Raw genomic sequence first — 24367 nt, forward strand, 5'->3', positions numbered from 1 at the left:
ATAATTATTTTTTAAAAGGTATTCCAAAAGCTTTAAGCAGAGCCAAAGCTTCAGCATCAGTTTTAGCTGTGGTTACAAATGTGATATCCATACCTCCAATTCTTGATACTTTATCAATATTGATCTCAGGGAATATGATTTGCTCAGTTACACCTAAAGTGTAGTTTCCTCTTCCATCAAAACTCTTATCACTTACTCCTCTAAAATCTCTTACACGAGGTAAAGCAACAGATATCAATCTATCTAAAAATTCGTACATTTTATCATCTCTCAAGGTTACTCGAGCACCGATAGTCATACCTTCTCTCAATTTGAAATTGGAAATAGACTTTCTCGCTTTTGTAGCAACTGCTTTTTGACCGGCAATTGTAGTCATCTCTTCGATGGCTACATCTACTACCTTTTTATCTTGAGTTGCTTGCCCCAATCCCTGATTGATACAAATCTTTGTCAATTTTGGAACTTCCATTACACTGGAATACTCAAATTGTTCTTTGAGTTGAGGTATGATTTCCTCTTTATAAAACTTCTTTAATCTTACTGTATAACTCATCACTTAATGATTTCCCCTGATTTTTTAGAATAACGTACCAACTTGTCCCCTTCTAACTTTCTACCTACTTTAGTAGCTTCACCAGACTTAGGGTCGATCAACATCACATTAGAAATATTTATAGGAGCAGGTTGCTCAACAATACCTCCAGGTGAATCATTAGTTGGTTTTTGATGCTTCTTTACAATATTTACCTCTTCTACCAACACTCTGCCTTTCTCTGGAAATATTCGCATCACTTCTCCTTGAGTTCCTTTATAATCACCGGCGATCACCATTACCTGATCCCCTTTTTTGATTTTCCACTTCGGTGCAAATCTCTTTTTCATAATACTCTTTTTATAACACTTCTGGTGCTAATGATACAATTCTCATGTGATCAGCTTCACGCAATTCCCTTGCCACGGGGCCGAAGATACGAGTACCTCTAGGCTCTCCACCTGCATTTAACAACACTACTGCATTGTCATCAAATCTTATATAGGAACCATCTCTTCGTCTGATTTCTTTTTTTGTTCGAACGATAACCGCTCTTGAAACCGTACCTTTTTTGACAGCTCCACTGGGAGTAGCTGCTTTCACAGTCACCACTATCTCATCTCCTACTCCAGCATAACGTCTTTTAGATCCTCCTAAAACACGGATACACAAAACCTCTTTGGCTCCTGAATTATCTGCTACTTTTAATCTACTTTCCTGTTGTATCATTTCTAATGAAATTTTAACGCACTAAAAAACTATTTGGCTTTCTCCAGCACTTCTACTAAACGCCATCTTTTTTTCTTACTCAAAGGACGGGTTTCCATAATTCGGACTGTATCTCCAATATTACACTCATTACTCTCGTCATGAGCGGTAAACTTTTTCGATTTCTTTACAAATTTACCGTATATAGGATGCTGTAGACGTCTCTCCACAACAACAGTAATGGTCTTATCCATTTTATCACTGCTTACTACTCCTACTTTTACTTTTCTGAGATTTCTCTCTTCCATAATATTGTTCATTTAATCACTTTAAACTTTATTTCGCCGAACGTCTGGCAACAATTTTTGACCTTTTAGCCAATTGACTGGCATCCATCGCAGCTATCTCACGAGCTCTCAACTCGGTCTGAATTCGCGCAATATTTCTTCTAAGCACTCTGATTTCCATTGGACTATCAATACCTCTTGTAGAGTGATCAAATCTCAATTGCACTAATTTGCTCTCGGTGCCTTCTAATTCAGCTTCTAGATCTACTAACGCTAAATCTTTATAATCTTTTGGATCTACTGTTGACATATCCTATATTTTACTGAGTCCTTAAATCTTTTCTGACACTAAATTTTGTCATAATAGGCAATTTCTGTGCGGCTAATCTTAACGCCTCTTGTGCTACTTCTTCAGAAACACCATCCAATTCAAACAGGATCCTGCCTGGTCTAACAACGGCAACATAATGTGAAAGAGCACCCTTACCTTTACCCATCCTTACCTCTTGAGGCTTAGCAGTAACAGGTTTGTCTGGAAATATTCTAATCCACACCTTACCCTCTCTCTTCATATACCTAGTCATAGCTACCCTTGCAGACTCAATCTGTCTATTGGTAATCCATCCAGGTGTAGTAGCTTTCAAAGCAAATGATCCAAAATTGATAGTACTCCCCTTACGTGCGATACCCGTATTTCTTCCTTTTTGCTGCTTTCTATATTTCGTCCGCTTTGGCTGTAACATGACTATATTTATTTAATATTTCACTCCCTTTACTCAAAAGTTTTGCAAAGGTACAATCTTTAAAAGATAATTAATAATTAATTCTTATAAATCTTACTTACTTTCTTCTTTTCTTTCTGCCTCCTTGGTGGCCTCCCTGCTTGTTCTTCTGAGACATTCCCACTAATGGAGAAAGATCTCTCTTACCAAGTACTTCACCTCTACAGATCCATACTTTCACACCCAACTTACCATATATAGTTTGAGCTTCCACTAAAGCGTAATCTATATCAGCTCTAAAAGTATGCAATGGAGTTCTTCCATCTTTGTACTCTTCAGATCTTGCCATATCGGCTCCGTTCAAACGACCGGCGATTCTCACTTTAATTCCCTCTGCTCCTGCTCTCATGGTAGATTGAATAGCCATCTTGATTACACGACGATAATTCATACGTGCTTCCAATTGCTTGGCGATAGATTCACCAACGATATAGGCATTCAATTCAGGTTTTCTTATCTCTACAATATTGATCTGAACATCTTTTCCGGTCAATTTCTTTAACTCGGCGCGAATGCTATCTACCTCAGAACCTCCTTTACCAATAATAATTCCTGGTCTAGATGTAGTAATAGTAACAGTAATTCTCTTAAGTGTTCGCTCAATAATGATGGCAGCTATTCCTCCTTTATGTACCCTTGCTCGAAGATAACGACGTATCTTTTCATCTTCTACCACTTTATCTGCAAAATCTTTGTCGGCGAACCAATTTGAATCCCAACCTCGAATTATGCCTAATCTATTACCAATTGGATTTGTCTTTTGACCCATTATTCTTTATTTGGTTTTTTTTTAATTTTCTTCTGCTTCTTCCCCAGAATTATCTTCTACTGCCGTCGATTCCAACGGTATTCGATTTTCTACTATCAACGTTACGTGATTAGAACGTTTTCTCACTCTGTGAGCCCTACCATGGGGGGCAGGCCGAATTCTCTTCAACATCCCAGCCTCATTAGAGAAAACCGTCTTAACATATAATTGGAAATCTTCAGCACTATTGCCATTGCTCTTATACTCCCAGTTTGAAATGGCAGATATCAACAATTTTTCAATCCACTCCGATGCTTCTTTGTTAGTGAAGCGACAAATATTTAAAGCTTCGTTTACGTTTTTGCCTCGGATATTATCTACCAATAATCTCATTTTTCTGGCAGACATCGGACAATTCTTTAGCTTAGCTACTGCTTCCATCTTTTTATTTAATTTAAACGCTCTTTTAAAATCAGGTAACTATACCTTTATTTACTTCTTACGATTACCGCCGTGACCTCTAAAGTTTCTGGTCGGTGAAAATTCTCCTAATTTATGACCTACCATATTCTCTGTCACAAAAACAGGAACAAAGGTTTTACCATTGTGTACTGCGATGGTTTCACCTACCATATCCGGAATTATCATCGAAGCTCGAGACCAAGTCTTAATTACAGTCTTCTTATTAGACTCCTTAGATTTCTCCAATTTCGTCAAAAGCTTATGATAAATATAGGGTCCTTTCTTAATTGATCTAGGCATAGTTATTGACTATTTTTTCTTCCTTGAAATGATTAATTTGTTAGATGCTTTTTTCACATCTCTAGTTTTTTGTCCTTTGGCCATAATACCAGTTCTCGATCTAGGATGTCCTCCAGAAGAACGGCCTTCACCACCACCCATTGGGTGATCGACAGGGTTCATGGCTACACCTCTTACTCTAGGTCTTCTACCTTTCCATCTGTTACGTCCGGCCTTACCCATGATAACATTCGAGTGAACAGGATTTGACGTAGATCCTATCGTTGCTCTACATACAGACAATATTCTTCTCGTCTCACCTGAAGGCAATTTAACCACTACATATCGGCCTTCTTTACTCACCAATACAGCAGATGTACCAGCACTACGTACCAACTGGGCACCTTTACCCGGTGACATTTCAATGCCATAAATCACTGTACCTAAAGGAAGATCCTTCATCTCTAAAGTATTTCCAATCTCAATTGGTGCTTTAGAACCCGACATTACCGTATTACCCACTTTCAAACCATTGGGTGCTATAATATATCTTTTCTCTCCATCAGCATATACAACCAAAGCTATAAATGCAGATCTATTGGGATCGTATTCTATCGTCGATACTTTTGCAGGAATATTATCTTTGTCCCTTTTGAAATCGATGATTCTATATTTTGTCTTATGACCACCACCTCTATTTCTCATGGTCATTTTACCTGTTCTATTTCTACCCCCGATACGGTTTTTTCCAACCGTCAAACTTTTTTCTGGAGTATCAGTCGTTACTTCATCGAAGGTATTTCCCATTCGATGACGCATCCCAGGTGTTACCGGTTTAAACTTTTTAAGTGCCATTTAGACTAAATTTTTCTTTCTTGTTAAATACTATTCAATACTATAATTCGCCAAAGAGATCGATACTCTCACCTTCTGATAAGGTCACAATTGCCTTTTTGTATGAAGACTTTCGTCCCTTTTGCAAACCACCTCTTGTAAATTTAACTTTCAATTTACCTGGTAAAATAGACGTATTGATCTTATCTACATTCACTTTGTACATTTCTTCAACCGCTGCTTTGATTTCTATCTTGTTAGCTGTCTTATCTACTACAAAACTCACTTTGTTGAACTGATCATTCAACTGATCAGATTTTTCTGTAATAAGAGGCTTTATTAAAACTCGCTTTGCCATTGTTCTACATTTTTTCTTCTAATCAAAAATATTATTCCGCAGTTGAGATACCGTTAAGAGCACTTTCTGCAAATAAAAGTACATTGGCATTCATAATCTCATAAGTATTCAAGTTACGTGCTTCCACCACTTGTACTTTAGGAAAGTTTCTTCCACTTAGGTACAAGTTTTTGTCGTAGTCACCAGTCACCAACAATACTTTTTGCTCGCTTACTTTAAGATTTTTCAAAACCTCAACAAATGATTTTGTAGACGGCTTATCAAAGGTAAAGTCCTCAACAACACTTACATTTCCTCCCAATGCTTTTGAAGACAATGCGCTATTTCTAGCTACTTTCTTCAATTTTGCATTCAATTTAGAATTATATGCTCGTGGTCTCGGTCCAAATACTCGACCTCCACCTCTAAACAAAGGATTCTTGATATCACCTGCTCTTGCAGTACCCGTACCCTTTTGTTTTTTAATCTTTCTAGTAGAACCAGCTACTTCACTTCTTTCCTTAGCCTTGTGTGTACCTTGTCGTTGATTCTTCAAGTAATGTTTCACTGCCAAGTATACAGCATGCTCATTGGGCTCTACAGCAAATATATTCTCAGGAAGTTCAATCGATCTTCCCAATGATTCTCCATTTGTATTTAAAACATCAATTTTCATGCTCGCTTACTTTTCAATAATTACTAATGATCCTTTGTGTCCTGGTACAGCACCTTTGACAACCAAAATATTTTGCTCAGCGTGAATTTTAAGAACTCTCAAATTCTTCAATTTCACTCTATCTCCACCAGTTCTCCCAGCCATTCTCATGCCTTTGATTACTTTGGAAGGATAGGAAGAAGCACCCAATGATCCTGGAGCTCTTTGTCTGTTGTGCTGACCATGAGTAGCATCACCAACACCGGCAAAACCATGTCTCTTAACAACCCCTTGAAAACCTTTACCCTTGGAAGTTCCTACAACATTTACAATGTCGCCTTCCAACAATACGTCTTCGATAAGGATTTCATCACCCAGCTCTTTTTCACCTGAGAAATCTCTAAATTCGACAACATGTCGCTTAGGCACACTATTGGCCTTCGCAAAATGCCCTTGAAGGGGCTTTGTCGTATTTTTTTCTTTTTTATCGCCAAATCCTAATTGAATGGCATTATAACCGTCTGAACTTTGGGTTTTTACCTGTGTTATCACACAAGGTCCAGCCTCTATTACTGTACAAGCAACATTTTTACCTGATTCATCATATATGCTTGTCATCCCAACTTTACGCCCTAATATTCCGTTCACTTTTCTGGAATTTAATTTCTTTAATAAATTACTTCATTTGTGTAGAATTCTACACAGATTCCGCAGCCAATAAACAACCTTAAACTAATACTCTCTCAGAAGATATGAACTAAGATCAAGTAAGCTTTACCTGGATGTCAACACCACTAGGTAACTCTAATCTTGATAATGCGTCTACTGTCTTCGGAGTAGGGGTATAAATTTCTATAAGGCGCTTATGGGTACGCAATTGGAACTGCTCACGAGACTTTTTATTTACGTGCGGAGAACGAAGCACAGTAAACACTTCTTTTTTCGTTGGCAGCGGAATCGGACCCGTTACGACTGCACCGCTACTTCGAACGGTTTTTACGATCTTCTCTGTAGATTTATCTACCAAATTGTGATCGTATGAGCGTAACTTTATCCTAATTTTCTGATTCATAACCTAATATAATTAACAAAGAACTTTCAAAAATATTTAAAACTAATCTTACTTACTTACTAACTACACTTTAACCTCACCCTTAGCTTTGGCAATAATAGCCTCACTAATACTTGAAGGTACAGGTGCATAATGCGAGAACTCCATAGATGAAGTCGCTCTACCCGATGTGATGGTACGCAACTGTGTTACATAACCAAACATCTCTGACAAAGGCACATCTGCTTTGATAATGGTAGCATTGTTTTTAATGTCTTGCCCCTTGATCAAACCTCTTCGTTTGTTCAAATCACCAATCACTGAACCTGTATATTCATCGGGAGATGTAACTTCCAATTTCATAACTGGCTCCAACAATACCGGCTTACATTTTGGCGCTGCCTCTCTAAATCCTTCTTTAGCACACAATTCAAATGCAATCGGTTTTGAATCCACTGCGTGAGTACTACCATCATACACTCTTACTTTCATGCTATCGATGTTGTACCCGGCCAAAACACCATTGTCCATCATAGCTGTAAATCCTTTCTGCAATGAAGGAATCAATTCTTTTGGAATAGAACCCCCAACAATAGCATTTACAAACTGCAACTTAACTTTTCCACTTTTGAACTCGTCGCTTTCCAAGAATTCCTCATCTGCTGGCCCAATTTCGAATTCGGCATCTGCAAACAAACCAGAACCCCCAGATTGCTTCTTCAACTTCTCTCTGTGAGATATAGTCTCAGTCAAAGCTTCTTTATAACTTACTTGTGGCGCTCCTTGATTGGCTTCCACTTTAAATTCACGTCTTAAACGATCGATAATGATTTCCAAGTGCAACTCACCCATACCTCTAATGATGGTTTGATTGGACTCTTCATCGTATTCAACTTTGAAAGAAGGATCTTCCTCGGCCAACTTAGCCAAGCCCATTCCCAATTTCTCCATATCTTTTTGTGTCTTAGGCTCAATTGCCAATCCAATTACTGGATCGGGGAAAGTAATACTCTCCAAAACAATCGGATGACCTTCTTGACACAATGTATCTCCCGTTTTGATATCTTTAAATCCTACAGCAGCAGCTATATCACCAGCTTCTACTCTATCGATTGGATTTTGCTTATTAGAGTGCATTTGATACAATCTCGAAATACGCTCTTTCTTACCAGATCTTGTATTCAATACATAAGAACCAGCATCTAATGCTCCAGAATAAGCTCTAAAGAATGCCAATCGACCTACATATGGATCGGTAGCAATCTTAAATGCCAAAGCTGCAAAAGGTTCGTTAACATCTGGCTTTCTCAATTCTTCTTTCTCCGTATCTGGATTGAAACCCTCAATCGCTTCTACATCCATTGGAGAAGGCAAGTAAGAACAAACACCGTCCAATACCGCCTGTACACCTTTGTTTTTAAAGGCAGAACCACAGAACATTGGAATAAATTTACGATCGATCACACCTTTTCGGATGGCCGCTCTCAATTCATCGGCACCTATAGATTCAGGATCTTCAAAATACTTCTCCATCAAAGAGTCATCGTATTCCGCTACTGATTCCAATAATTTCTCTCTGTATTCAGCAACTGTATCCACTAAATCTTCAGGAATATCAATTACTTCATAAGTCATTCCTTGATCGGCTTCGTTCCAGATTCTAGCTTCATTGGTGATCAAATCAACAACACCTCTAAAAGTCTCTTCCGCTCCGATAGGAATCTGCATAGGCACTGGATTAGCACCCAACATTTCTTTTACTTGGCGAACAACCTCAAAAAAGTTGGCACCTTGTCTATCCATTTTATTTACGAATCCCAAACGAGGAACTTTATAACGATCAGCTTGACGCCATACAGTCTCAGACTGAGGCTCCACACCACTAACCGCACAGAACAAAGCTACCACACCGTCCAAGATACGCAATGAACGCTCCACTTCCACTGTAAAATCAACGTGTCCAGGAGTATCAATGATATTAATAGTATAATCGTCTTCTTTCCAGATCCAATTGGTCTTAGTCGCCGCAGAAGTAATGGTAATACCTCTCTCTTGTTCTTGCTCCATCCAGTCCATTGTAGCAGCACCATCGTGTACCTCTCCAATTTTGTGACTAAGTCCTGTATAATACAATATACGCTCAGAGGTAGTTGTTTTACCCGCATCAATGTGGGCTGCAATACCTATGTTTCTTGTATACTTTAGATCTTTATTTGCCATGACAATCTCTTCTGTTTAAATGTTTATTATTTTTAATTACACTCTAAAGTGTGCAAATGCTCTATTTGACTCAGCCATTCTATGCGTATCTTCTTTACGCTTCACCGCTGCGCCCTCTCCTTTGGCTGCTGCCATCAATTCTGCAGCAAGTTTCTCAGAGAAACTTTTACCATTTCGTTGTCTAGCAAACTTAATAACCCACTTCATACCAGTAGCCACTTTTCTCTTAGGTCTGATCTCAGTAGGGATTTGAAAAGTAGCTCCACCTATTCTACGGCTTCGCACCTCAACCTGTGGCATTACAGTATCCAACGCCTTTTTCCAAGTCTCATAACCACCTTCCTCTGTTTTCTCATCGATGATATCCATCGCATCGTAAAACAATTTATATGCCAAGCCTTTTTTACCAGCCCACATCATATTGTTCACAAACATTGTCACCACAGTATCCTTGTATCGTGGATCCGGCTCTACTATTCTTACTTTTGGTTTTCTTTTCCTCATTTCAATTCAATTAACTTGGATTAAGATTTTGGCCTTTTCGCGCCATATTTAGATCGAGACTGCAATCTGCCTTCAACACCAGCAGTATCCAACGCTCCTCTCACAATTTTATATCGTACACCAGGTAAATCTTTTACCTTACCTCCACGCACCAATACAATTGAGTGCTCTTGAAGATTGTGTCCCTCACCCGGAATATATGCAATCACCTCAATACCATTAGTCAACCTCACTTTCGCTACTTTACGAAGCGCCGAGTTCGGTTTCTTTGGCGTAGTGGTATATACCCGTGTACAAACTGCTCTTTTCTGCGGACACGAATTCAAGGCTCTAGACTTACTCTTCACCTGAATTTTCTTCCTTCCTTTTCTTACTAATTGATTTATTGTTGGCATACTAACTCAAATGCTTATTTTTTTTATTGATTTTGCTTCCTACAGACACCACGTCCCCGAAAGCGATTGCAAAGATAATTTAATTATTCAGAATAAAAAATTTACCTCGAAAAAAATATTTAATTCGCTGAATTCTAACCCTTAAAGAAGGGTCTTTTCACCCTGAATGAACATATATAAAATAGAATATATTTTACACCATAACAGGATTAACACATATATATACGGAATAATTCCAATCACACCATCATTTATTTTCCATCACCATAGACTTCATAGACAGTATTCTTTGGATTATTGTTTTTCACCAAATTCATGATTTAACACTTCTAATGCCTAGCTATCTTGGATAGTATCTGAGCCATAGATCGCTTAATATCAGTGCTGGAGCCTATAAAATTGTTGTTCATAAAGGAAAAAATATATTTATGCCCTCCCTGGGTCAATATATATCCGGACAAGCAAAATACCCCACTCATGCTACCTGTCTTAGCGTATACTGTTATACTATTTTCATCCACGACCGCAGCAGGATCATATTTATTAAGATCCACTACGGGAAAAACTTTAAACAAGCCATCATTATTGTGGTTTTGATATAGTTGTCCCAGAACAAAACAAAAGAAATTAGGACTCATTAAATTATATCGAGATAAGCCAGATCCATCCACCCATCTTATTTTGCCTTTCCAAGAACTCCACTCCGAATCCAATATCCTTCCAATTGCTTCATATCCCGTCTCCATATTCCCCCATCCCGCAGATATATTTATCAGCAATTGCTCAGCCAGAAAATTGTCGCTTACCTTCATCATTTTTTTCACAACACTATCTCTATTACTTCCTGGCAAAATATTCCATTTGGAAACCATCCAATCGGCTTCGGACACAGATCCAGCTAGTAAATTTTGCCCCAACTTCTGCTTTAAAACACTTAATAGCAGATCTTCATCCCACTTAAAGGGGATTTTTCTATCTGATATTTGACCTTTGTCGGGAGAATAGACATTATATATATTCTCGTCCTCCAATCGATTGATCCCCTTACCACCACTATTTATATAATTAAAAATAAAATTATGGTTTAGTGCATTGTCATTGTTCCATGAAGTAAGATTACATTGGATAGGCCATATCGCCCGCTCGGCTGAATAATAATATGGATAATCATCCCAGGACCAACCCGGGCCCCAACGCTTAAGACCAGATGGACCACGGACATATTGAATGTGATTTTGTTCTTCCAAAAACTCCATAATGACATCTTCCTTTTCATCATCACACATAAAGCCCGGATCTCCCATTCCTCGAACATAGGTAGAATCATCCATTTTGAAATATTGTAATCCATGTAAATTTTCAGGCAAATACTCTAATGCGGCGTAACATGTTAAGATTTTAGTATTGGAAGCTGGCAATAATCGATGATTGGGCTGATAACCATATAACATTTCCATAGTCTCGGCATCGTAAAGTGCAAAACCCGAATGAAGATCACCGCGACCAAAACTATCTTGAAACATTTTATCTATTTCACGCCATTTTTTGTCAACTCCACTGAAGTGTTTCGCCGATGTACAAGAAGTTAAACCGTACAGTCCACATATTATATAGACCCATACCATGTACATTCTCACCATAAATTGTATATTTTAGCTATAAATTAGATCATTAGATGACAAAGATAATATTACCTTTTGTATTTATATGTATACTGTATTTCCCCCTACCGACCATGGCCCAAAGCCAATGGCCTACCCTATCTCAACTAGAAAAGGAATACCATAAATACAAAGTTGAAGAAATAAATAGTAGAAAATTTACGATCTCAGATATCGAACCTTTACTCAAAAGAGCTGGTCGAGAATCCAATATGACCATAGACATCCTAGGCCGTAGTGTTGAAAATCGTCCTATATATAAAATGTCCTACGGTCACGGACCTATTAAAATATTGTATTGGTCGCAGATGCACGGAGATGAATCAACTGCCACTATGGCCCTGTTAGATTTTTTCCGTTGGTTGAGTCCCCAAAACAGTGAACACAGTGACATTCTTGAAGAAATCAGCAAAAAATACACCCTGTATTTTGTTCCGATGTTGAATCCTGATGGCGCGGAAAGATTTCAAAGAAGAAATGCCCTAAATATAGATTTAAATCGAGATGCAATCAGAACGACGAGTCCTGAAGCTAAGTTGCTTAAAAATTTGAGAGACAGCCTTCAACCACAGTTCGGGTTTAATCTTCACGATCAGAGCATCTATTATAGAGCCGGACTAGACGGCGACCAAGTAGCCCTCGGTTTTTTGGCTCCGGCATACAATCATTCCAAGGACATCAATGGTGTGCGATTTACCGCTATGCAGGTTATAGCCAGTTTATACGACAGCCTTCAATATGAATTGCCCCGCCAAATCGCCAAATACGATGACACTTTCGAACCTCGAGCCTTTGGAGACAACTTTCAAAAATGGGGAACTTCAACCATTTTAATCGAATCTGGTGGTTCAAAAAACGATCCTCAAAAACAGTATTTACGCAAGATCAATTTCTTCACCTTTATCAAATCCTTGGAAATTATTCACCGGGATCTCTATTTAACTAAATCTATAGTTGATTATGAAAAAATCCCCTTTAATCAGCACAAAATGCTGGATTTAATCATAGAGAATCTCAAGTATCAATACCGCGGAAAAACCTATGAAATAAATATCGGATACAGTAAGGGGAACAAAAACAACGCCTACATCAATGATATAGGGGACCTCAGTGTATATTCTGGTTTTGACAGCTTCGATGCAAGTCCATATATGGCCCATGTCCCGAAAGTATCACCCCATATACATATCAATCGCAGCGATTTTGCTAAGTCAGACTGGGCATCGGCCGTCCAAGATGGGACACTGCATTTTATCGTCCAACAAGGCGGACCCAAATTGCCGGACTATTTCCCCATACAGTTTTATACCGACATCAAGAGCAGTAGTTCTGACAAAAAGTTTAAACCTTATAATATCGGGGAAAATCCAACCATCGTATTATCGAAAAACAACCGTCCAGAATACGTTGTCTCCAATGGAAAAATATACTCCATTGAGTCCATTATAAAGGAAATGAAATCTATCCTAACAAAGTAATGCTTCCTCGACTGGTATCCAATTCGGCCATTTGTCCGACAGGAAGGACACATTGATTGGATACATGCCCTATAGAATAACCACTGACAATAGGACATGGTATATCCTTAACCCAGTCCAATAATACTTCTTCTACGCTTTGACTATCAGGAGGAGGATTACAATCGGTAAACTGTCCAAAAACTATAGCAGCTGCTTCCCTCAATCGACTCGCTTGTTTGAGTTGTATCAACATTCTATCCAATCGATAAGGTCTTTCACCTACATCTTCGATAAATATAATTTTATCGGCAAAATCTGGCAAATAACCACTGCCACACATGGAAGATAAAATAGATAGATTGCCACCGATTAATCGACCTTTAGCCTTTCCGGCTTGGATCACGGAATAACTCTGAACATTGTCCATGGGATGATTGAATGAATATATTTCGGCTGTTTTAGAGGTAGAAAAAAGAATATTTTCAATTTCCCTCCTTGCATAATCTGTCATCTCCGAACTAGCTACAGGACCGTGATAGGTGATCAGCCCTGTCCTGTGATATATAGCATTTAGTAAAGCGGTAATATCACTATATCCCAACAAAATTTTGGGATTATTTTTTACTAAATTATAATCCAATCTCTCCAACAACCGATTCGTCCCATAACCTCCGCGAACACACCATATTGCATCGATGCTAGGATCAGCGAACATAGCGTGAAAATCCTCTAACCGCTGCTCATCCGTGGCAGCTAAAAAACCATTTTTTGAGCGTAAATACTTTCCTTCTACGACCGTTAAATCCCAGGATTCAATATTCTCAATAGCTTTTTGAATTTTTTCTTCACTTGAGGCACTGGCGGGAGCGATCAATCCTATTCTTGCCCCAGAAAACAATTTATTAGGAAAAATATCTTTACTTGGCGACATCATTTTACTCGATTTACTACCTACGCAGGACATCATAGATACTGCACCAAAGGCCATTAAATAGTTAAAATTTCTTCGCTCCATCTTACTACATAGATTATTGGACAATATACTTCAAGATTTTTCGGTTCGCATCAAACTGACAGGATATCAAATAAAGACCTGGTTTGAGATTGAGTGAAAAATTTACTGATGTTTCGTCTTTGCCTATATCTGATTGCCATAGACGTTGTCCTTGAATATTATATACTTCAACCAAGCCTGTAGTGCTTCGATTTTCGGGCAAGTCCAAGCTAATGTTTTTGCCATTTCCCGGATTGGGATATACAGCGAATGTCGATTCTGAGTCGTTGATCGGCTCCACTTTTACAATGTCGGAATAATAAATCTCTCCGTATTCATTTTCAATTTCCAATTTATAGAAAGTTGTGGAGTTGTTCCGCGCTTGAATCATGTTCTGTGGGATAAAATTTGTCTTATTGGTGGGTAAATTATAGGCGATAGTTTGATATTCATTGTCATCAAAACTATACTGTAAATTCACACTGGCCACCGAATTCCCCACATCTGGAATTTCCCAATTTAGAACAGGACTATCCTTGCCTCCTTTTCCAAAGAAATTGACATCTAAGTATTTCTTTTGCTTTTTGACGATGGTGAAATTATACTTGTTGAAAGCGTATATTTCATATAGATTTTTATTGATAGAAGCCGATATTTTCACCCTTGCTCTGGAGGTCTCTATGTAGGGAAAATACACATTGGCAAAACCAGAGTTGGCCACTTGTTCGGCCAATACATAAGGAAAGGTTTCACCGCCATCCACACTCAACAGAATATCTACCTTGTTATAAGGCATATAAATATTGTTAATACTGGAAGAATTCCACCTTATTGTACTAGCTGTTCTGTATCGACCGTTTGAACTTTCCGCATCTAATTCGATTCTACTGCCATCTTTGGGCAACAATACCTCCAAAGCTGGTTTATCGACTACCCTTATTTGTACTTCTTGACAACTCACATTTTCTGGTGTCCGAGTAGTAAGTCTCATCGTAATATTTCTAGGCGTCTCGGCATACACATCGCCAGCTGTCTCTTGCTGACTAATCTGAACACCTAGGCTAGGCAGCGACCTTATATGTCCCAACAAACCCGGCGCATGACTACTGTACATGGGTCCGTCTTCAAAGTGACCTGCCAACATACCATCGCTTTCCACATCAGTAGGCCATTCATTCTTGGTGTCGTATTGTTCCCAATTGTATAGATATAATAAGTCCCCTTTGGCTTTCAGATCGAAGGCCGTGTGCAAGGGTACATAAAAATCGTAGGGTATTTCTACTTCTGGTTTTTCAGCCCGCGGCATTCGAGATCCACATGTACGATAAAAATTAAGATGTTTGATCATCTCATTGAGACTATGGCTGTGGAAATAAAGATCGTCGGCAAATGGATCGGCATCGGCATAATCCACACAACTACCTTGATATCTCATCAATGAATTGCCCAATCCCGGTTCAAATCCATGCCCTGGGGAAGGAGCTACATTTTCACAGTTTTGCGATGTCCCATAATAAGTGTGATGAGCACCTAAGGTATGAGCGACTTCATGGGCGAGCACCCTAAGATTAAACCCTATATCATTGGGCTTTCCAGAGGCTGTCCAACCACTTCCCTTTTGGCCCGATTTACAAGCACTTCCAATGTAAGCCACCCCTTCAGCTTCCATTCGATTGCCAGGCAATCGATGAAGCACATGACCGATATCGAAATCGTATTTATTTTGGCTATTAAAGAAAGTTTTACTCTGTTCAACCACAGAAGCAGCATTGGGATCAAAGGCATCGGTTGAAGCTTGATTATACCATAAGTCTTCACTTAATTGAAGATAAAATTGCAGATTCAACTCTCTTGTATACAGTACATTTAAAGCCAATACATGATTGACCACCGATTGTTTCACCTTTTCCTTGTTGTCGAAATAAGAAGACCACTCCCCTGTACAAGCCAGTAGTAAGGTCATTCTAATTTTGGAAAATGATTTCTCTTGACAGATTAAACTTTGCCCACCAGAACGCAAAGAAACATGGGTTTCTTCTCCATCATTGAGACACTGAAAACTTCCTTCATTTTGCTGAGATTGAGCAGAAGATCTTACAAAGAAATTGAGTTGATCTTCATAGGGCTGAATGGTATAAAATTTATTTTTATAAAAATAAGTTAAAAATAATATTCCACTGTTCTCATAGCCATATATGAGGTCGCCATATTGATTTTTGCCTTGAAAAAAATCGAAACTGTCATCTCGTTCTCCCTTGGGAGCCCATAGTTCAAATGTCTCAATATTGAATTCTATGGTATCACCTGCAGCGTGAGGCACCTTGAGTATCGTGGCATTTAACGATCGACTATGTAATTGAGCTATTGAAATTTGCCATGCAGAAGCCTGCCATTGAAAAGTGTCAATTTTAAGATTATCTTTGTCTTGTGCAAATAGTCCTTGTGCTATTAATAAGATTAATAGAACACTACATAGATGCAAAGATTTATATATTAAACTATTTTTCATAGCTTATTTTAACTTTGAATAATCTTCTACAATTAAATTAAATCCTTCACTATCCTTTAGATAATAGACTTTCCCATCTTTAAAAATAAAGATGTCTACCATTTCTTCCGGTATTGATTGGTTAATTTCCACCGTAAAAATCTCAGCATTATTTTTATCAAGTTCCAAGATAAACCATTTTTTTTCATTTTGAAAGTAGCCAAGGTTATTTGAATCGAATTGCATAGGCAATGCTATGTCCTTTATTCTTTTTTTAATAATCATTTGCCCAGTACTGTCAAATCCAAAGACCCCTAGATTTTTATCTACCAAATACAATATATTATTGACTATAGTCAGTTGGTCTATATGTAAACCGGGAATGAGAAAATCCAAATTCTGGCTTTCAACCAATTTTTCAAAAGTCATGGTCCAACATTGAATTTTCCTCTCTTGGGGATTGTACAGCCATATGGTTTGATTGTTTCCCAAAGCGGCATTGGGGATATGGTAATTAAAATGGGAAGTAAAGTCGAGATTTGTTATTTCGTTGAGATAGCGATCTAATATAACCATTTGTTGATAATCTGAATTAAATGCAAAAAACCTCAATTCATTTTGCAAACCATAGGTCGTCATTGGCCAATGTAAGTCGTAGGAATAAAACTGTTCTGAGTTATTATTCACCTTTATTAAAGAGCGATTGTTTTTGAGAATATAAGCTGATTCTTGATCGTCAACAGCTAGTAAATGGACGGATTCGCTAGACCACTTTTCCCCGGTCAAACCTCCACAACAGAATAGACTATACAATAAAAACAGTGTGCTAAGGTTTCGAATGAAGTGCTCTTTGATTACCATACTGATAAAGATAAAACTTTTCTCCATCGAATACACCATAAGTATCGTGATGCAACCAATCGCCTATGTTAAAGTAGAAAGAATGTTGATTGGATAAATCATGGCAGATGGGCAAATGCCTATGCCCAAAGATAAAAAAATCTATATCAGGATTTGCCCTAGATTTGGACTCACTGTATTGAACCAACCACTCCTTATCAGCGCCTAGAAATTGAGGTGATACATGTTCTTGTGCCCGACTCGTCTTGCTCCAATAATTGGCAATTCTATAGGATAAATCTGGATGGATTTGTCGGTAACAAAACTGAAGAAAAGGATTGTGGAAAATTTTTTTCAATCTTTTGTAACCGTGGTCGCCAGGGCCAAGTCCGTCTCCGTGACCTATAAGAAAATTTTTTCCATAATGACTTACCCTTATCGGGGCTTTGTGAACAGGGATGCCCAATTCTTCGGGGAAGTAATCGAACATCCATACATCGTGATTTCCAATAAAAATATCTATCTGAATACCGCTGTCTTTTAAGGCGGCCAATTTTCCTAAAAACCGAATGAAGCCCTTGGGCACAAAGTGATTGTATTCAAACCAATAATCAAATAAATCACCTACTAGATATAAGTGACTTGCATCTTGGGATATATCATCCAACCACTGAATGATTTTCGTCTCTCGGACTTTGGAATCTTGAATACCCAGATGAAAGTCGGATGCAAAATAAATTTTTGACATAGTTTGTTAATTAACTCACCCATTCATCTAAGGGAAGACTAAAGGTTTCTGCCACCGCGGGGTGAACTACCTTTCCGTTAATAATATTCAGACCGGATTTGAGTTCTTCATTCAATTCACAAGCTTTCTCCCAACCTAGATCTGCCAATTGGATGGCATATGGCAAAGTAGAATTGGTCAATGCTATGGTGGATGTCTGCGGTACAGCCCCAGGCATATTAGCTACACAATAATGCACTACGTCGTCGATGACAAAGATGGGATCTTCGTGTGTAGTGGGCGTACATGTCTCGATACACCCTCCTTGATCAACCGCCACATCTACGAGTACGGTACCGGGCTTCATGTCTTTGAGCATATCTCTGGTGATCAGGTTGGGCGCCTTGGCTCCTGGAATAAGAACAGCCCCAACAATAAGGTCGCATTCGGGAATGAGCTTTCTTATATTGTATTCGTTGGAATATAGGGTTTTTACATTGGCGTCCATCACGTCGCAGAGATAGCGCAACCTTTGCATATTGATATCTAGAATAATGACTTCGGCATTGAGCCCTGCCGCCATTTTGGCTGCTTGAGTCCCTACTATGCCTCCGCCTAGGATGAGAACTTTACCTGGTGCTACACCGGGCACTCCACCCAATAAGACCCCCTTCCCTCCCATGGGACGTTCCAAATACTTGGCTCCTTCTTGAATAGCCATTCTTCCTGCGACTTCCGACATGGGAATGAGTAGTGGCAAAGATCCATCGGCCGCTTGAACCGTTTCATAAGCCAGACAGATGGCTCCGCTCGCTATCATGGCTTGCGTCAGGGTTTCGGAAGAAGCGAAGTGAAAATAGGTAAAGACGAGCTGACCCTTTTTAATCAATTGATATTCTGCCTCAATGGGTTCTTTTACTTTTATGATCATTTCCGCAGCAGCATAGACATCACCGATTTCGGGTAATATTTGAGAACCAGCCTGTTGATAGTCAGCATCAGTAAATCCAGAACCCAAGCCTGCGCCTTTTTGGACGTAAACGGTATGACCTCTCTTGGTCAATTCAAAAGCACCGGCAGGTGTAAGGGAAACTCGGTTTTCATTGGTTTTGATTTCACTAGGTATTCCAATAATCATGGTCGAGAAGAATTTAAAGTTGTTCTGGAATTATAAATTAAAGCTACAAATATAATGGCTTAAGCCGATACTATAAGATTAGATTTTAATATGACAAGAAATTTTCTATTTTTCCTTACAAAAAATCGATATCCATAAATGATAAATGATACTTTTGCAACAGAATACAAAATTTTTCAAATGTACCAATTATGAAAAAACACAATTTTTTTGCAGGACCTGCAATATTAGCCGAAGAGGTTAAACAAGAAGCAGCCAAGGCGGCTCTCGAATATCAAGGAATAGGATTGTCTTTGATGGAGATATCGCATCGATCGCCAGAATTTACGGCCATAATAGACGAAGCGAGAGATCTGGTTAAAGAACTATTAGAGGTGCCGGAAGGCTACCAAGTTTTATTCCTACAAGGAGGAGCCAGCCTACAGTTCTATATGACAGCACTCAATCTATTGGACAGCAGCAAGACTGCGGCATATGTGGACACTGGTTCTTGGTCGAGCAAAGCCATTAAAGAAGCCAAGCGATGCGGTAATGTAGAGGTAGTTGCCAGCTCAAAAGATAAAAATTACAACTATATTCCCAAAGACATAGCGGTTCCAGCGAATGCCCAATATGTACATATCACTACGAACAACACCATATTTGGGACACAGTTCCAATCGATTCCCGATTTTGACCAACCCATTGTAGCCGATATGTCATCAGATATTTTCTCAAGACCTATCGACGTATCCAAGTACGACATCATTTACGCAGGTGCGCAAAAGAATTTAGGACCTGCAGGTTGTACCTTGGTTATTGTAAAAGAAGGCGCTTTGGGCAAGGTAAGTAGAGAATTACCTTCGATGTTGGATTATTCCATCCAAATCAAATCTGGTTCATTGTTTAATACAGGACCGGTATTCCCTATTTACGTATGTTTATTGACATTGAGATGGTTGAAACAACAAGGGGGTATTGCCGGAACTCAGGTGAGAAATGAGTTGAAAGCGATGGCATTATACGAGGAAATCGATCGCAATCCATTGTTTGTAGGCACAGCCGCCAAAGAAGACAGATCGAGAATGAACATTTGTTTCTTACTCAACGATCCCTCAATGAGTGATGCATTTTTAGCAGACTGTGCTGCAGCAGGTATTGTGGGAATTAAAGGACATAGATCAGTAGGTGGATTTAGAGCGAGTACTTATAACGCTATGGATAAATCCAGTGTAGATGTATTGATTCAAGTAATGCAGGATTTCGAAAAGAAAAACATGTAATTCCAGTCAATAATAAATATATCATATGGAGACTGTTTCCCCGCGGAGGCAGTCTCCTTTTTTTTGTCCATATTTTGATGGAGAATGGTTAGTTGTTAGTGGTTAATTGTTAGTGGTTAATTATTAATGGTTAATGGTCAATGGTCAATTATTAATGTGAGCGAGCATGACTGAACGAAATACGAAGTATCCAATCGACTAAATGTCGATTGGGTGAAGGAACCGAGGGTTCCATCCCTCGGGTGGGTTGACAAAAGCACCAGAGCCCGTTAATCGATCTCTGGCGAGAACGACAGAATACAGTGCGAAGTACCCAATCCATTAAATAGGCATATGATGAGGATGACCGAGCAAAATCCGAAGGATCAAAGGTCGTAAATCGACCTTTGGCGAGGGAACCGGAGCCACTGTGCTCCGGGTGGGTAGGCCAGGGCGAGTGAAGTCACAGCCACTGTGCTGTGACGAGACTGCATATAAATTTAAATCAGTGACTAGTGACTAGTAGCTAGTGACTAGTTGCTAGTAGCTAGTAGCTAGTAGCTAGTTGCTAGTAGCTAGTTGCTAGTAGCTAGTTGCTAGTTGCTAGTTGCTAGTAGCTAATGACTTAATTTAACCGCAGGGAATGGAAGCCTTCATTCCCAAGTCAAAACCATTGATAATTAATAATTGACAATTAATAATTAATAATTAAAATATGCCTTTCTCCTCCACAAAAAAAGGCCATTCCCCTGATGGGAATGACCTTAATATATTTTGAACAAAATGTAAATCTAAGCCTTTTCTAAATCTACTACATTGAGATTCAATTCTTTTAGTTGAAGATCATCGATACTGGCTGGCGCATCTATCATCACATCCCTTCCAGTATTGTTTTTAGGAAAAGCTATGAAGTCTCGTATTGATGATACCCCATTCATGACGGCACATAATCGATCCAAACCAAAGGCTATACCCCCATGTGGTGGTGCTCCAAATTCAAAGGCATTCATTAAAAAACCAAATTGCGCCTCGGCTTCTTCTGGTGTAAATCCAAGCAACTCAAAGTTTTTACTCTGCAAATCTCTATCAAATATCCGAATAGATCCACCACCTATCTCCGATCCATTGATGACCAAATCATAAGCATCGGCCTTAATGTTTTCTAAAACACTTCTGTCCTTAGATGCCATTTTGTCGATATCATTCAAACTCGGTGCAGTAAATGGATGGTGCATCGCATGGAATCTATTCATTTCTTCATCCCACTCCAACAACGGGAAGTCCACTACCCACAACGGTTTGAAATCTCCTGGTTTTATAAGATCATGTCGTCGTCCCAACTCCAATCTCAATTCACCTATTTGTTTTCTCGTCTGATCCAATTCACCACTTAATATAAACAGGATGTCGCCTTTTTGTCCACCAGCTGCTTCTATCCAGGTTTTCAATGTAGCGTCATCATAAAATTTTCCGATGGTAGATTTTATACTATCATCGTTTTTCCACTGAACATATACCAATCCCTTGGCTCCGATCTGAGGTCGCTGTACCCATGAAGTCAACTCCTTCATATTTTTATTGGAATATTCATCGGCTTTGCCAGCCAATACAATTCCAGCAACTAAATCCGCGGAATCGAATACGGAAAATCCTGCTCCCTTAGCCGAATCATTAAATGAATTAATCTCCATTCCAAACCTTAAATCAGGTTTATCAGAACCGTATTTGGCCATAGCCTCATCGTAAGTCATTCGGGGGAATTCACCCAATGACACATTGATCATTTTCTCAAAAAGATGAACGACTAATCCTTCAAATGTCCGAAGAATATCCTCCTGATTGACAAAGGACATTTCGCAGTCAATCTGAGTAAATTCCGGTTGTCGATCCGCTCTTAAATCTTCATCCCTAAAACACTTGACTATCTGGAAATATTTATCCATCCCAGCTACCATAAGGATTTGCTTAAATGTCTGAGGCGATTGAGGCAAGGCGTAAAACTGTCCGGGATTTAATCTAGACGGTACTACAAAATCGCGTGCACCCTCAGGGGTACTCTTAATCAATACCGGAGTCTCTATCTCTAAAAACTCTTGTTCATCCATATACTTTCTGACCTCAATAGTCAACTTACTTCTAAATCTCAATTGATCTTGGACTACCGGTCGTCTGATATCCAAATAACGGTATTTCATCCGTAAATCCTCTCCACCATCGGTATCGTTTTCTATGGTAAAAGGAGGCAATTTGGCACGATTTAAAATAGTTAAATCTGTAACTACTAATTCTACATCTCCAGTAGCTCGATCGGGATTCTTACTCGATCGCTCTCTTACTTTACCAGTTACTTTGATCACATCTTCGCGATTAAGTCCACGGGCTTTTTCACAGAGACCGCGATCGGTGTCCATATTAAAAATTAATTGAGTGATTCCATATCGATCGCGCAAATCGATAAAGGTCATTCCTCCAAAATCTCGCTTTGTGGCCATCCAACCACTTAACGTTACTGTCTGATCAATATGTGTGGATCTTAAGGCTCCGCAATGATGAGTTCGATACATAGGATTAATTTTCTTTAATTTCGGACAAAATTATAAACTAATCTTTGGATTATTAGTTTTACCACTAATTAAAATCATTCAAAATAAGATGGAGGATGAACTTTGCATTTCCTAAAATTGTAAATTGAATGTATATTTGTCTCCCTAATGATGAGATGCACACTATTTTGACCAATCTATGATTAGTAATTATAAAATATTGACGTTAAGTTATGAAGATGTTACATTGGATAAAATCCCAATGTACATGGTATCTTCTGAGCATTCTGATGAAGAAAGAACCAAACTTTCTCAGCTAAAAAATTTGCTCGATGTTCAGGAGTTATACTACCTCAATACATGCAATCGCGTGTTGTACTTGGTCTATAGTCAGCACAGTGCCGAGCGATTGATGCAGCGAGTCAAACCATTGGTATACGCCGCTGGTCACAAAAACACGGAAAACATCTCTGATTTAAGTCCCAAAATCTATGAAGGCGAAGAAGCCGTCAATCATTTCTTCGAAGTGGCCTCGTCTCTCAATTCTATGGTTGTAGGAGAACGAGAAATCATTAGACAAGTAAAGGAGGCCTATGAAAAATGTCTCGACTACGGATTAACGGGAGATCATCTCAGAATACTATATCAAAGCTGTATCCAAACGGGCAAAGCCGTCTATTCTCACACGAGAATCGGAGAGAAAGCCGTAAGTGTAGTGGCATTGGCCATGAAAAAAATGCGCCAAATGGGTCTTTCTGAGACCGATGAAGTCATTCTCATCGGTGCAGGGCAAAGTATCAAAAACGTCTGTAGATTTTTGGCGGAATGGGGAGTCACCAAAATCAAAATATTTAATCGCAGTCTATTCAATGCCCATAAATTAAAAGAAATCTGCCCAACTGCTGAATTCTATCCACTGTCTGAAATTCATTTACACAATTTAGATGTAGATTTTTTCATTTCGTGCACCGGCGCCAGCAATCCAGTACTCACTCCAGAAATCATAGCTACAGCGACCCAGTCAAAAGGATTAACCAAAACCAAAGGAATGCTGGATTTGGCCATTCCCAACGATATTCACAGCGACATCTTTAAAGAGTACCCCAAGATCAGACTGATTGAAGTAGAATCATTGAGATCACTCGCTCAAAAGAATATTAATTTTAGAAAAAAGGAAATTCTTAAGGCCAAAGAAATCGTCGATCAGCAAATAGCTGAATTCAAAGAAAAAATGCACCGACGATTTATTGAAAAAGCTTTTCACGATATTCCAAGTCTTATTCACGAAGCCAAGGACAAAGCCATCAACGAAGTATATAGACAACGGATGGACGACTTAGATCCAGAAACCCAAGACTTAATTCACGAAATGATGGATTACATGGCTAAAAAGTGCATCAGTATTCCCATGAAAACAGCTAAGGAAAAGTATAGCTTTATTAGAAAATCCTTATCTTAACCTTCGATTTACGCTTATTCAG

The 24367-nt window shown here is 38.9% G+C and carries 27 protein-coding genes; 3 read left to right on the top strand and 24 right to left on the bottom strand.

Features of this window, described 5'->3' with window-relative positions; genetic code table 11:
• Positions 1–4: 4 nt before the first annotated feature.
• The 18 genes from rplE to LVD51_RS07740 form a co-directional block, all read right to left on the bottom strand.
• Entirely contained in the window at positions 5–553 is a 549-nt protein-coding gene (gene rplE / locus LVD51_RS07655) for a 50S ribosomal protein L5 (RefSeq protein WP_236970623.1), read from the bottom strand.
• Positions 553–882 (bottom strand): 50S ribosomal protein L24, encoded by a 330-nt coding sequence (rplX, locus tag LVD51_RS07660; RefSeq protein WP_236970624.1) that lies wholly within the window; start codon positions 880–882, stop codon positions 553–555. The genes rplE and rplX overlap by 1 nt, the downstream gene beginning before the upstream one ends.
• A 10-nt stretch (positions 883–892) precedes the next feature.
• A complete protein-coding gene (gene rplN, locus LVD51_RS07665) occupies positions 893–1261 on the bottom strand; it encodes a 50S ribosomal protein L14 (RefSeq protein WP_236970625.1) in 369 nt (122 codons plus the stop codon).
• Between the two features lie 29 nt (positions 1262–1290).
• Positions 1291–1548, bottom strand: a complete 258-nt coding sequence (rpsQ, locus tag LVD51_RS07670; protein WP_236970626.1) for a 30S ribosomal protein S17 — start codon at positions 1546–1548, stop codon at positions 1291–1293.
• A 28-nt stretch (positions 1549–1576) separates the two neighbouring features.
• Positions 1577–1837, bottom strand: coding sequence for a 50S ribosomal protein L29 (gene rpmC / locus LVD51_RS07675; RefSeq protein WP_236970627.1), 261 nt, complete (start codon positions 1835–1837; stop codon positions 1577–1579).
• Between the two features lie 10 nt (positions 1838–1847).
• Complete coding sequence (gene rplP / locus LVD51_RS07680) at positions 1848–2270, bottom strand: 50S ribosomal protein L16 (RefSeq protein ID WP_236970628.1); 423 nt, start codon at positions 2268–2270, stop codon at positions 1848–1850.
• A 97-nt stretch (positions 2271–2367) separates the two neighbouring features.
• Positions 2368–3078, bottom strand: a complete 711-nt coding sequence (rpsC, locus tag LVD51_RS07685) for a 30S ribosomal protein S3 (RefSeq protein WP_236970629.1) — start codon at positions 3076–3078, stop codon at positions 2368–2370.
• A gap of 21 nt (positions 3079–3099) precedes the next feature.
• The gene (gene rplV / locus LVD51_RS07690; RefSeq protein ID WP_236970630.1) at positions 3100–3498 is read right to left on the bottom strand and encodes a 50S ribosomal protein L22; all 399 of its coding nucleotides are present in this window, start codon (positions 3496–3498) and stop codon (positions 3100–3102) included.
• A 51-nt stretch (positions 3499–3549) separates the two neighbouring features.
• A complete protein-coding gene (gene rpsS / locus LVD51_RS07695; protein WP_236970631.1) occupies positions 3550–3819 on the bottom strand; it encodes a 30S ribosomal protein S19 in 270 nt (89 codons plus the stop codon).
• A 9-nt stretch (positions 3820–3828) separates the two neighbouring features.
• Positions 3829–4653, bottom strand: coding sequence for a 50S ribosomal protein L2 (rplB, locus tag LVD51_RS07700; protein WP_236970632.1), 825 nt, complete (start codon positions 4651–4653; stop codon positions 3829–3831).
• A gap of 40 nt (positions 4654–4693) precedes the next feature.
• A complete protein-coding gene (rplW, locus tag LVD51_RS07705; protein WP_236970633.1) occupies positions 4694–4990 on the bottom strand; it encodes a 50S ribosomal protein L23 in 297 nt (98 codons plus the stop codon).
• A 31-nt stretch (positions 4991–5021) separates the two neighbouring features.
• Complete coding sequence (gene rplD / locus LVD51_RS07710; protein WP_236970634.1) at positions 5022–5645, bottom strand: 50S ribosomal protein L4; 624 nt, start codon at positions 5643–5645, stop codon at positions 5022–5024.
• A gap of 6 nt (positions 5646–5651) precedes the next feature.
• Positions 5652–6272 (bottom strand): 50S ribosomal protein L3, encoded by a 621-nt coding sequence (rplC, locus tag LVD51_RS07715; protein WP_236970635.1) that lies wholly within the window; start codon positions 6270–6272, stop codon positions 5652–5654.
• A gap of 115 nt (positions 6273–6387) precedes the next feature.
• Positions 6388–6696: a 30S ribosomal protein S10 gene (rpsJ, locus tag LVD51_RS07720; RefSeq protein ID WP_236970636.1), complete on the bottom strand. Its 309-nt coding sequence runs from the start codon at positions 6694–6696 to the stop codon at positions 6388–6390.
• Between the two features lie 63 nt (positions 6697–6759).
• Positions 6760–8895, bottom strand: coding sequence for an elongation factor G (gene fusA / locus LVD51_RS07725; protein WP_236970637.1), 2136 nt, complete (start codon positions 8893–8895; stop codon positions 6760–6762).
• A 36-nt stretch (positions 8896–8931) separates the two neighbouring features.
• A complete protein-coding gene (rpsG, locus tag LVD51_RS07730; RefSeq protein ID WP_236970638.1) occupies positions 8932–9399 on the bottom strand; it encodes a 30S ribosomal protein S7 in 468 nt (155 codons plus the stop codon).
• A gap of 20 nt (positions 9400–9419) precedes the next feature.
• Entirely contained in the window at positions 9420–9794 is a 375-nt protein-coding gene (gene rpsL, locus LVD51_RS07735) for a 30S ribosomal protein S12 (RefSeq protein ID WP_236970639.1), read from the bottom strand.
• 329 nt (positions 9795–10123) lie between these two features.
• Positions 10124–11434, bottom strand: coding sequence for a D-alanyl-D-alanine carboxypeptidase (locus LVD51_RS07740; RefSeq protein WP_236970640.1), 1311 nt, complete (start codon positions 11432–11434; stop codon positions 10124–10126).
• Positions 11435–11469: 35 nt separating this feature from the next.
• Here LVD51_RS07740 and LVD51_RS07745 point away from each other — a divergent pair, with 35 nt between their 5' ends.
• Positions 11470–12933: a M14 family metallopeptidase gene (locus LVD51_RS07745; protein ID WP_236970641.1), complete on the top strand. Its 1464-nt coding sequence runs from the start codon at positions 11470–11472 to the stop codon at positions 12931–12933.
• Here LVD51_RS07745 and LVD51_RS07750 read toward each other — a convergent pair.
• From LVD51_RS07750 to ald, 5 genes are read right to left on the bottom strand one after another with little or no spacing between them, the layout of a single operon-like run.
• On the bottom strand, positions 12917–13930 hold the full coding sequence (locus LVD51_RS07750; RefSeq protein WP_236970642.1) for a S66 peptidase family protein: 1014 nt from the start codon (positions 13928–13930) through the stop codon (positions 12917–12919). The genes LVD51_RS07745 and LVD51_RS07750 overlap by 17 nt on opposite strands.
• A 13-nt stretch (positions 13931–13943) precedes the next feature.
• The gene (locus LVD51_RS07755) at positions 13944–16418 is read right to left on the bottom strand and encodes a reprolysin-like metallopeptidase (RefSeq protein WP_236970643.1); all 2475 of its coding nucleotides are present in this window, start codon (positions 16416–16418) and stop codon (positions 13944–13946) included.
• 3 nt (positions 16419–16421) lie between these two features.
• Positions 16422–17258: a hypothetical protein gene (locus LVD51_RS07760; protein WP_236970644.1), complete on the bottom strand. Its 837-nt coding sequence runs from the start codon at positions 17256–17258 to the stop codon at positions 16422–16424.
• Positions 17224–17985 carry a UDP-2,3-diacylglucosamine diphosphatase gene (locus LVD51_RS07765; RefSeq protein WP_236970645.1) on the bottom strand — a complete coding sequence of 254 codons (762 nt, stop codon included), beginning with the start codon at positions 17983–17985 and terminating at the stop codon, positions 17224–17226. Before LVD51_RS07765 ends, LVD51_RS07760 begins: the two co-directional genes overlap by 35 nt.
• Before the next feature lie 10 nt (positions 17986–17995).
• Positions 17996–19102, bottom strand: coding sequence for an alanine dehydrogenase (gene ald / locus LVD51_RS07770; RefSeq protein ID WP_236970646.1), 1107 nt, complete (start codon positions 19100–19102; stop codon positions 17996–17998).
• Between the two features lie 191 nt (positions 19103–19293).
• Here ald and serC point away from each other — a divergent pair, with 191 nt between their 5' ends.
• Positions 19294–20364: a 3-phosphoserine/phosphohydroxythreonine transaminase gene (serC, locus tag LVD51_RS07775; protein ID WP_236970647.1), complete on the top strand. Its 1071-nt coding sequence runs from the start codon at positions 19294–19296 to the stop codon at positions 20362–20364.
• Between the two features lie 770 nt (positions 20365–21134).
• On the opposite strand, the gene aspS is transcribed toward serC, so the two are convergent.
• The gene (gene aspS / locus LVD51_RS07780; protein ID WP_236970648.1) at positions 21135–22907 is read right to left on the bottom strand and encodes an aspartate--tRNA ligase; all 1773 of its coding nucleotides are present in this window, start codon (positions 22905–22907) and stop codon (positions 21135–21137) included.
• Positions 22908–23085: 178 nt separating this feature from the next.
• On the opposite strand from aspS, the gene hemA reads away from it, so the two are divergent.
• A complete protein-coding gene (hemA, locus tag LVD51_RS07785) occupies positions 23086–24345 on the top strand; it encodes a glutamyl-tRNA reductase (protein ID WP_236970649.1) in 1260 nt (419 codons plus the stop codon).
• Positions 24346–24367: the final 22 nt, after the last annotated feature.

Source organism: Membranihabitans marinus (assembly GCF_021729155.1).
In the GTDB taxonomy this organism is placed as follows: domain Bacteria; phylum Bacteroidota; class Bacteroidia; order Chitinophagales; family Saprospiraceae; genus Membranihabitans; species Membranihabitans marinus.

Bases quoted from the DNA above. Each gene is read 5' to 3' on its own strand.
- rplE (WP_236970623.1), bottom strand. From the start codon at position 553: ATGAGTTATACAGTAAGATTAAAGAAGTTTTATAAAGAGGAAATCATA.
- rplX (WP_236970624.1), bottom strand. From the start codon at position 882: ATGAAAAAGAGATTTGCACCGAAGTGGAAAATCAAAAAAGGGGATCAG.
- rplN (WP_236970625.1), bottom strand. From the start codon at position 1,261: ATGATACAACAGGAAAGTAGATTAAAAGTAGCAGATAATTCAGGAGCC.
- rpsQ (WP_236970626.1), bottom strand. From the start codon at position 1,548: ATGGAAGAGAGAAATCTCAGAAAAGTAAAAGTAGGAGTAGTAAGCAGT.
- rpmC (WP_236970627.1), bottom strand. From the start codon at position 1,837: ATGTCAACAGTAGATCCAAAAGATTATAAAGATTTAGCGTTAGTAGAT.
- rplP (WP_236970628.1), bottom strand. From the start codon at position 2,270: ATGTTACAGCCAAAGCGGACGAAATATAGAAAGCAGCAAAAAGGAAGA.
- rpsC (WP_236970629.1), bottom strand. From the start codon at position 3,078: ATGGGTCAAAAGACAAATCCAATTGGTAATAGATTAGGCATAATTCGA.
- rplV (WP_236970630.1), bottom strand. From the start codon at position 3,498: ATGGAAGCAGTAGCTAAGCTAAAGAATTGTCCGATGTCTGCCAGAAAA.
- rpsS (WP_236970631.1), bottom strand. From the start codon at position 3,819: ATGCCTAGATCAATTAAGAAAGGACCCTATATTTATCATAAGCTTTTG.
- rplB (WP_236970632.1), bottom strand. From the start codon at position 4,653: ATGGCACTTAAAAAGTTTAAACCGGTAACACCTGGGATGCGTCATCGA.
- rplW (WP_236970633.1), bottom strand. From the start codon at position 4,990: ATGGCAAAGCGAGTTTTAATAAAGCCTCTTATTACAGAAAAATCTGAT.
- rplD (WP_236970634.1), bottom strand. From the start codon at position 5,645: ATGAAAATTGATGTTTTAAATACAAATGGAGAATCATTGGGAAGATCG.
- rpsJ (WP_236970636.1), bottom strand. From the start codon at position 6,696: ATGAATCAGAAAATTAGGATAAAGTTACGCTCATACGATCACAATTTG.
- fusA (WP_236970637.1), bottom strand. From the start codon at position 8,895: ATGGCAAATAAAGATCTAAAGTATACAAGAAACATAGGTATTGCAGCC.
- rpsG (WP_236970638.1), bottom strand. From the start codon at position 9,399: ATGAGGAAAAGAAAACCAAAAGTAAGAATAGTAGAGCCGGATCCACGA.
- rpsL (WP_236970639.1), bottom strand. From the start codon at position 9,794: ATGCCAACAATAAATCAATTAGTAAGAAAAGGAAGGAAGAAAATTCAG.
- LVD51_RS07740 (WP_236970640.1), bottom strand. From the start codon at position 11,434: ATGGTGAGAATGTACATGGTATGGGTCTATATAATATGTGGACTGTAC.
- LVD51_RS07745 (WP_236970641.1), top strand. From the start codon at position 11,470: ATGACAAAGATAATATTACCTTTTGTATTTATATGTATACTGTATTTC.
- LVD51_RS07750 (WP_236970642.1), bottom strand. From the start codon at position 13,930: ATGGAGCGAAGAAATTTTAACTATTTAATGGCCTTTGGTGCAGTATCT.
- LVD51_RS07755 (WP_236970643.1), bottom strand. From the start codon at position 16,418: ATGAAAAATAGTTTAATATATAAATCTTTGCATCTATGTAGTGTTCTA.
- LVD51_RS07760 (WP_236970644.1), bottom strand. From the start codon at position 17,258: ATGGTAATCAAAGAGCACTTCATTCGAAACCTTAGCACACTGTTTTTA.
- LVD51_RS07765 (WP_236970645.1), bottom strand. From the start codon at position 17,985: ATGTCAAAAATTTATTTTGCATCCGACTTTCATCTGGGTATTCAAGAT.
- ald (WP_236970646.1), bottom strand. From the start codon at position 19,102: ATGATTATTGGAATACCTAGTGAAATCAAAACCAATGAAAACCGAGTT.
- serC (WP_236970647.1), top strand. From the start codon at position 19,294: ATGAAAAAACACAATTTTTTTGCAGGACCTGCAATATTAGCCGAAGAG.
- aspS (WP_236970648.1), bottom strand. From the start codon at position 22,907: ATGTATCGAACTCATCATTGCGGAGCCTTAAGATCCACACATATTGAT.
- hemA (WP_236970649.1), top strand. From the start codon at position 23,086: ATGATTAGTAATTATAAAATATTGACGTTAAGTTATGAAGATGTTACA.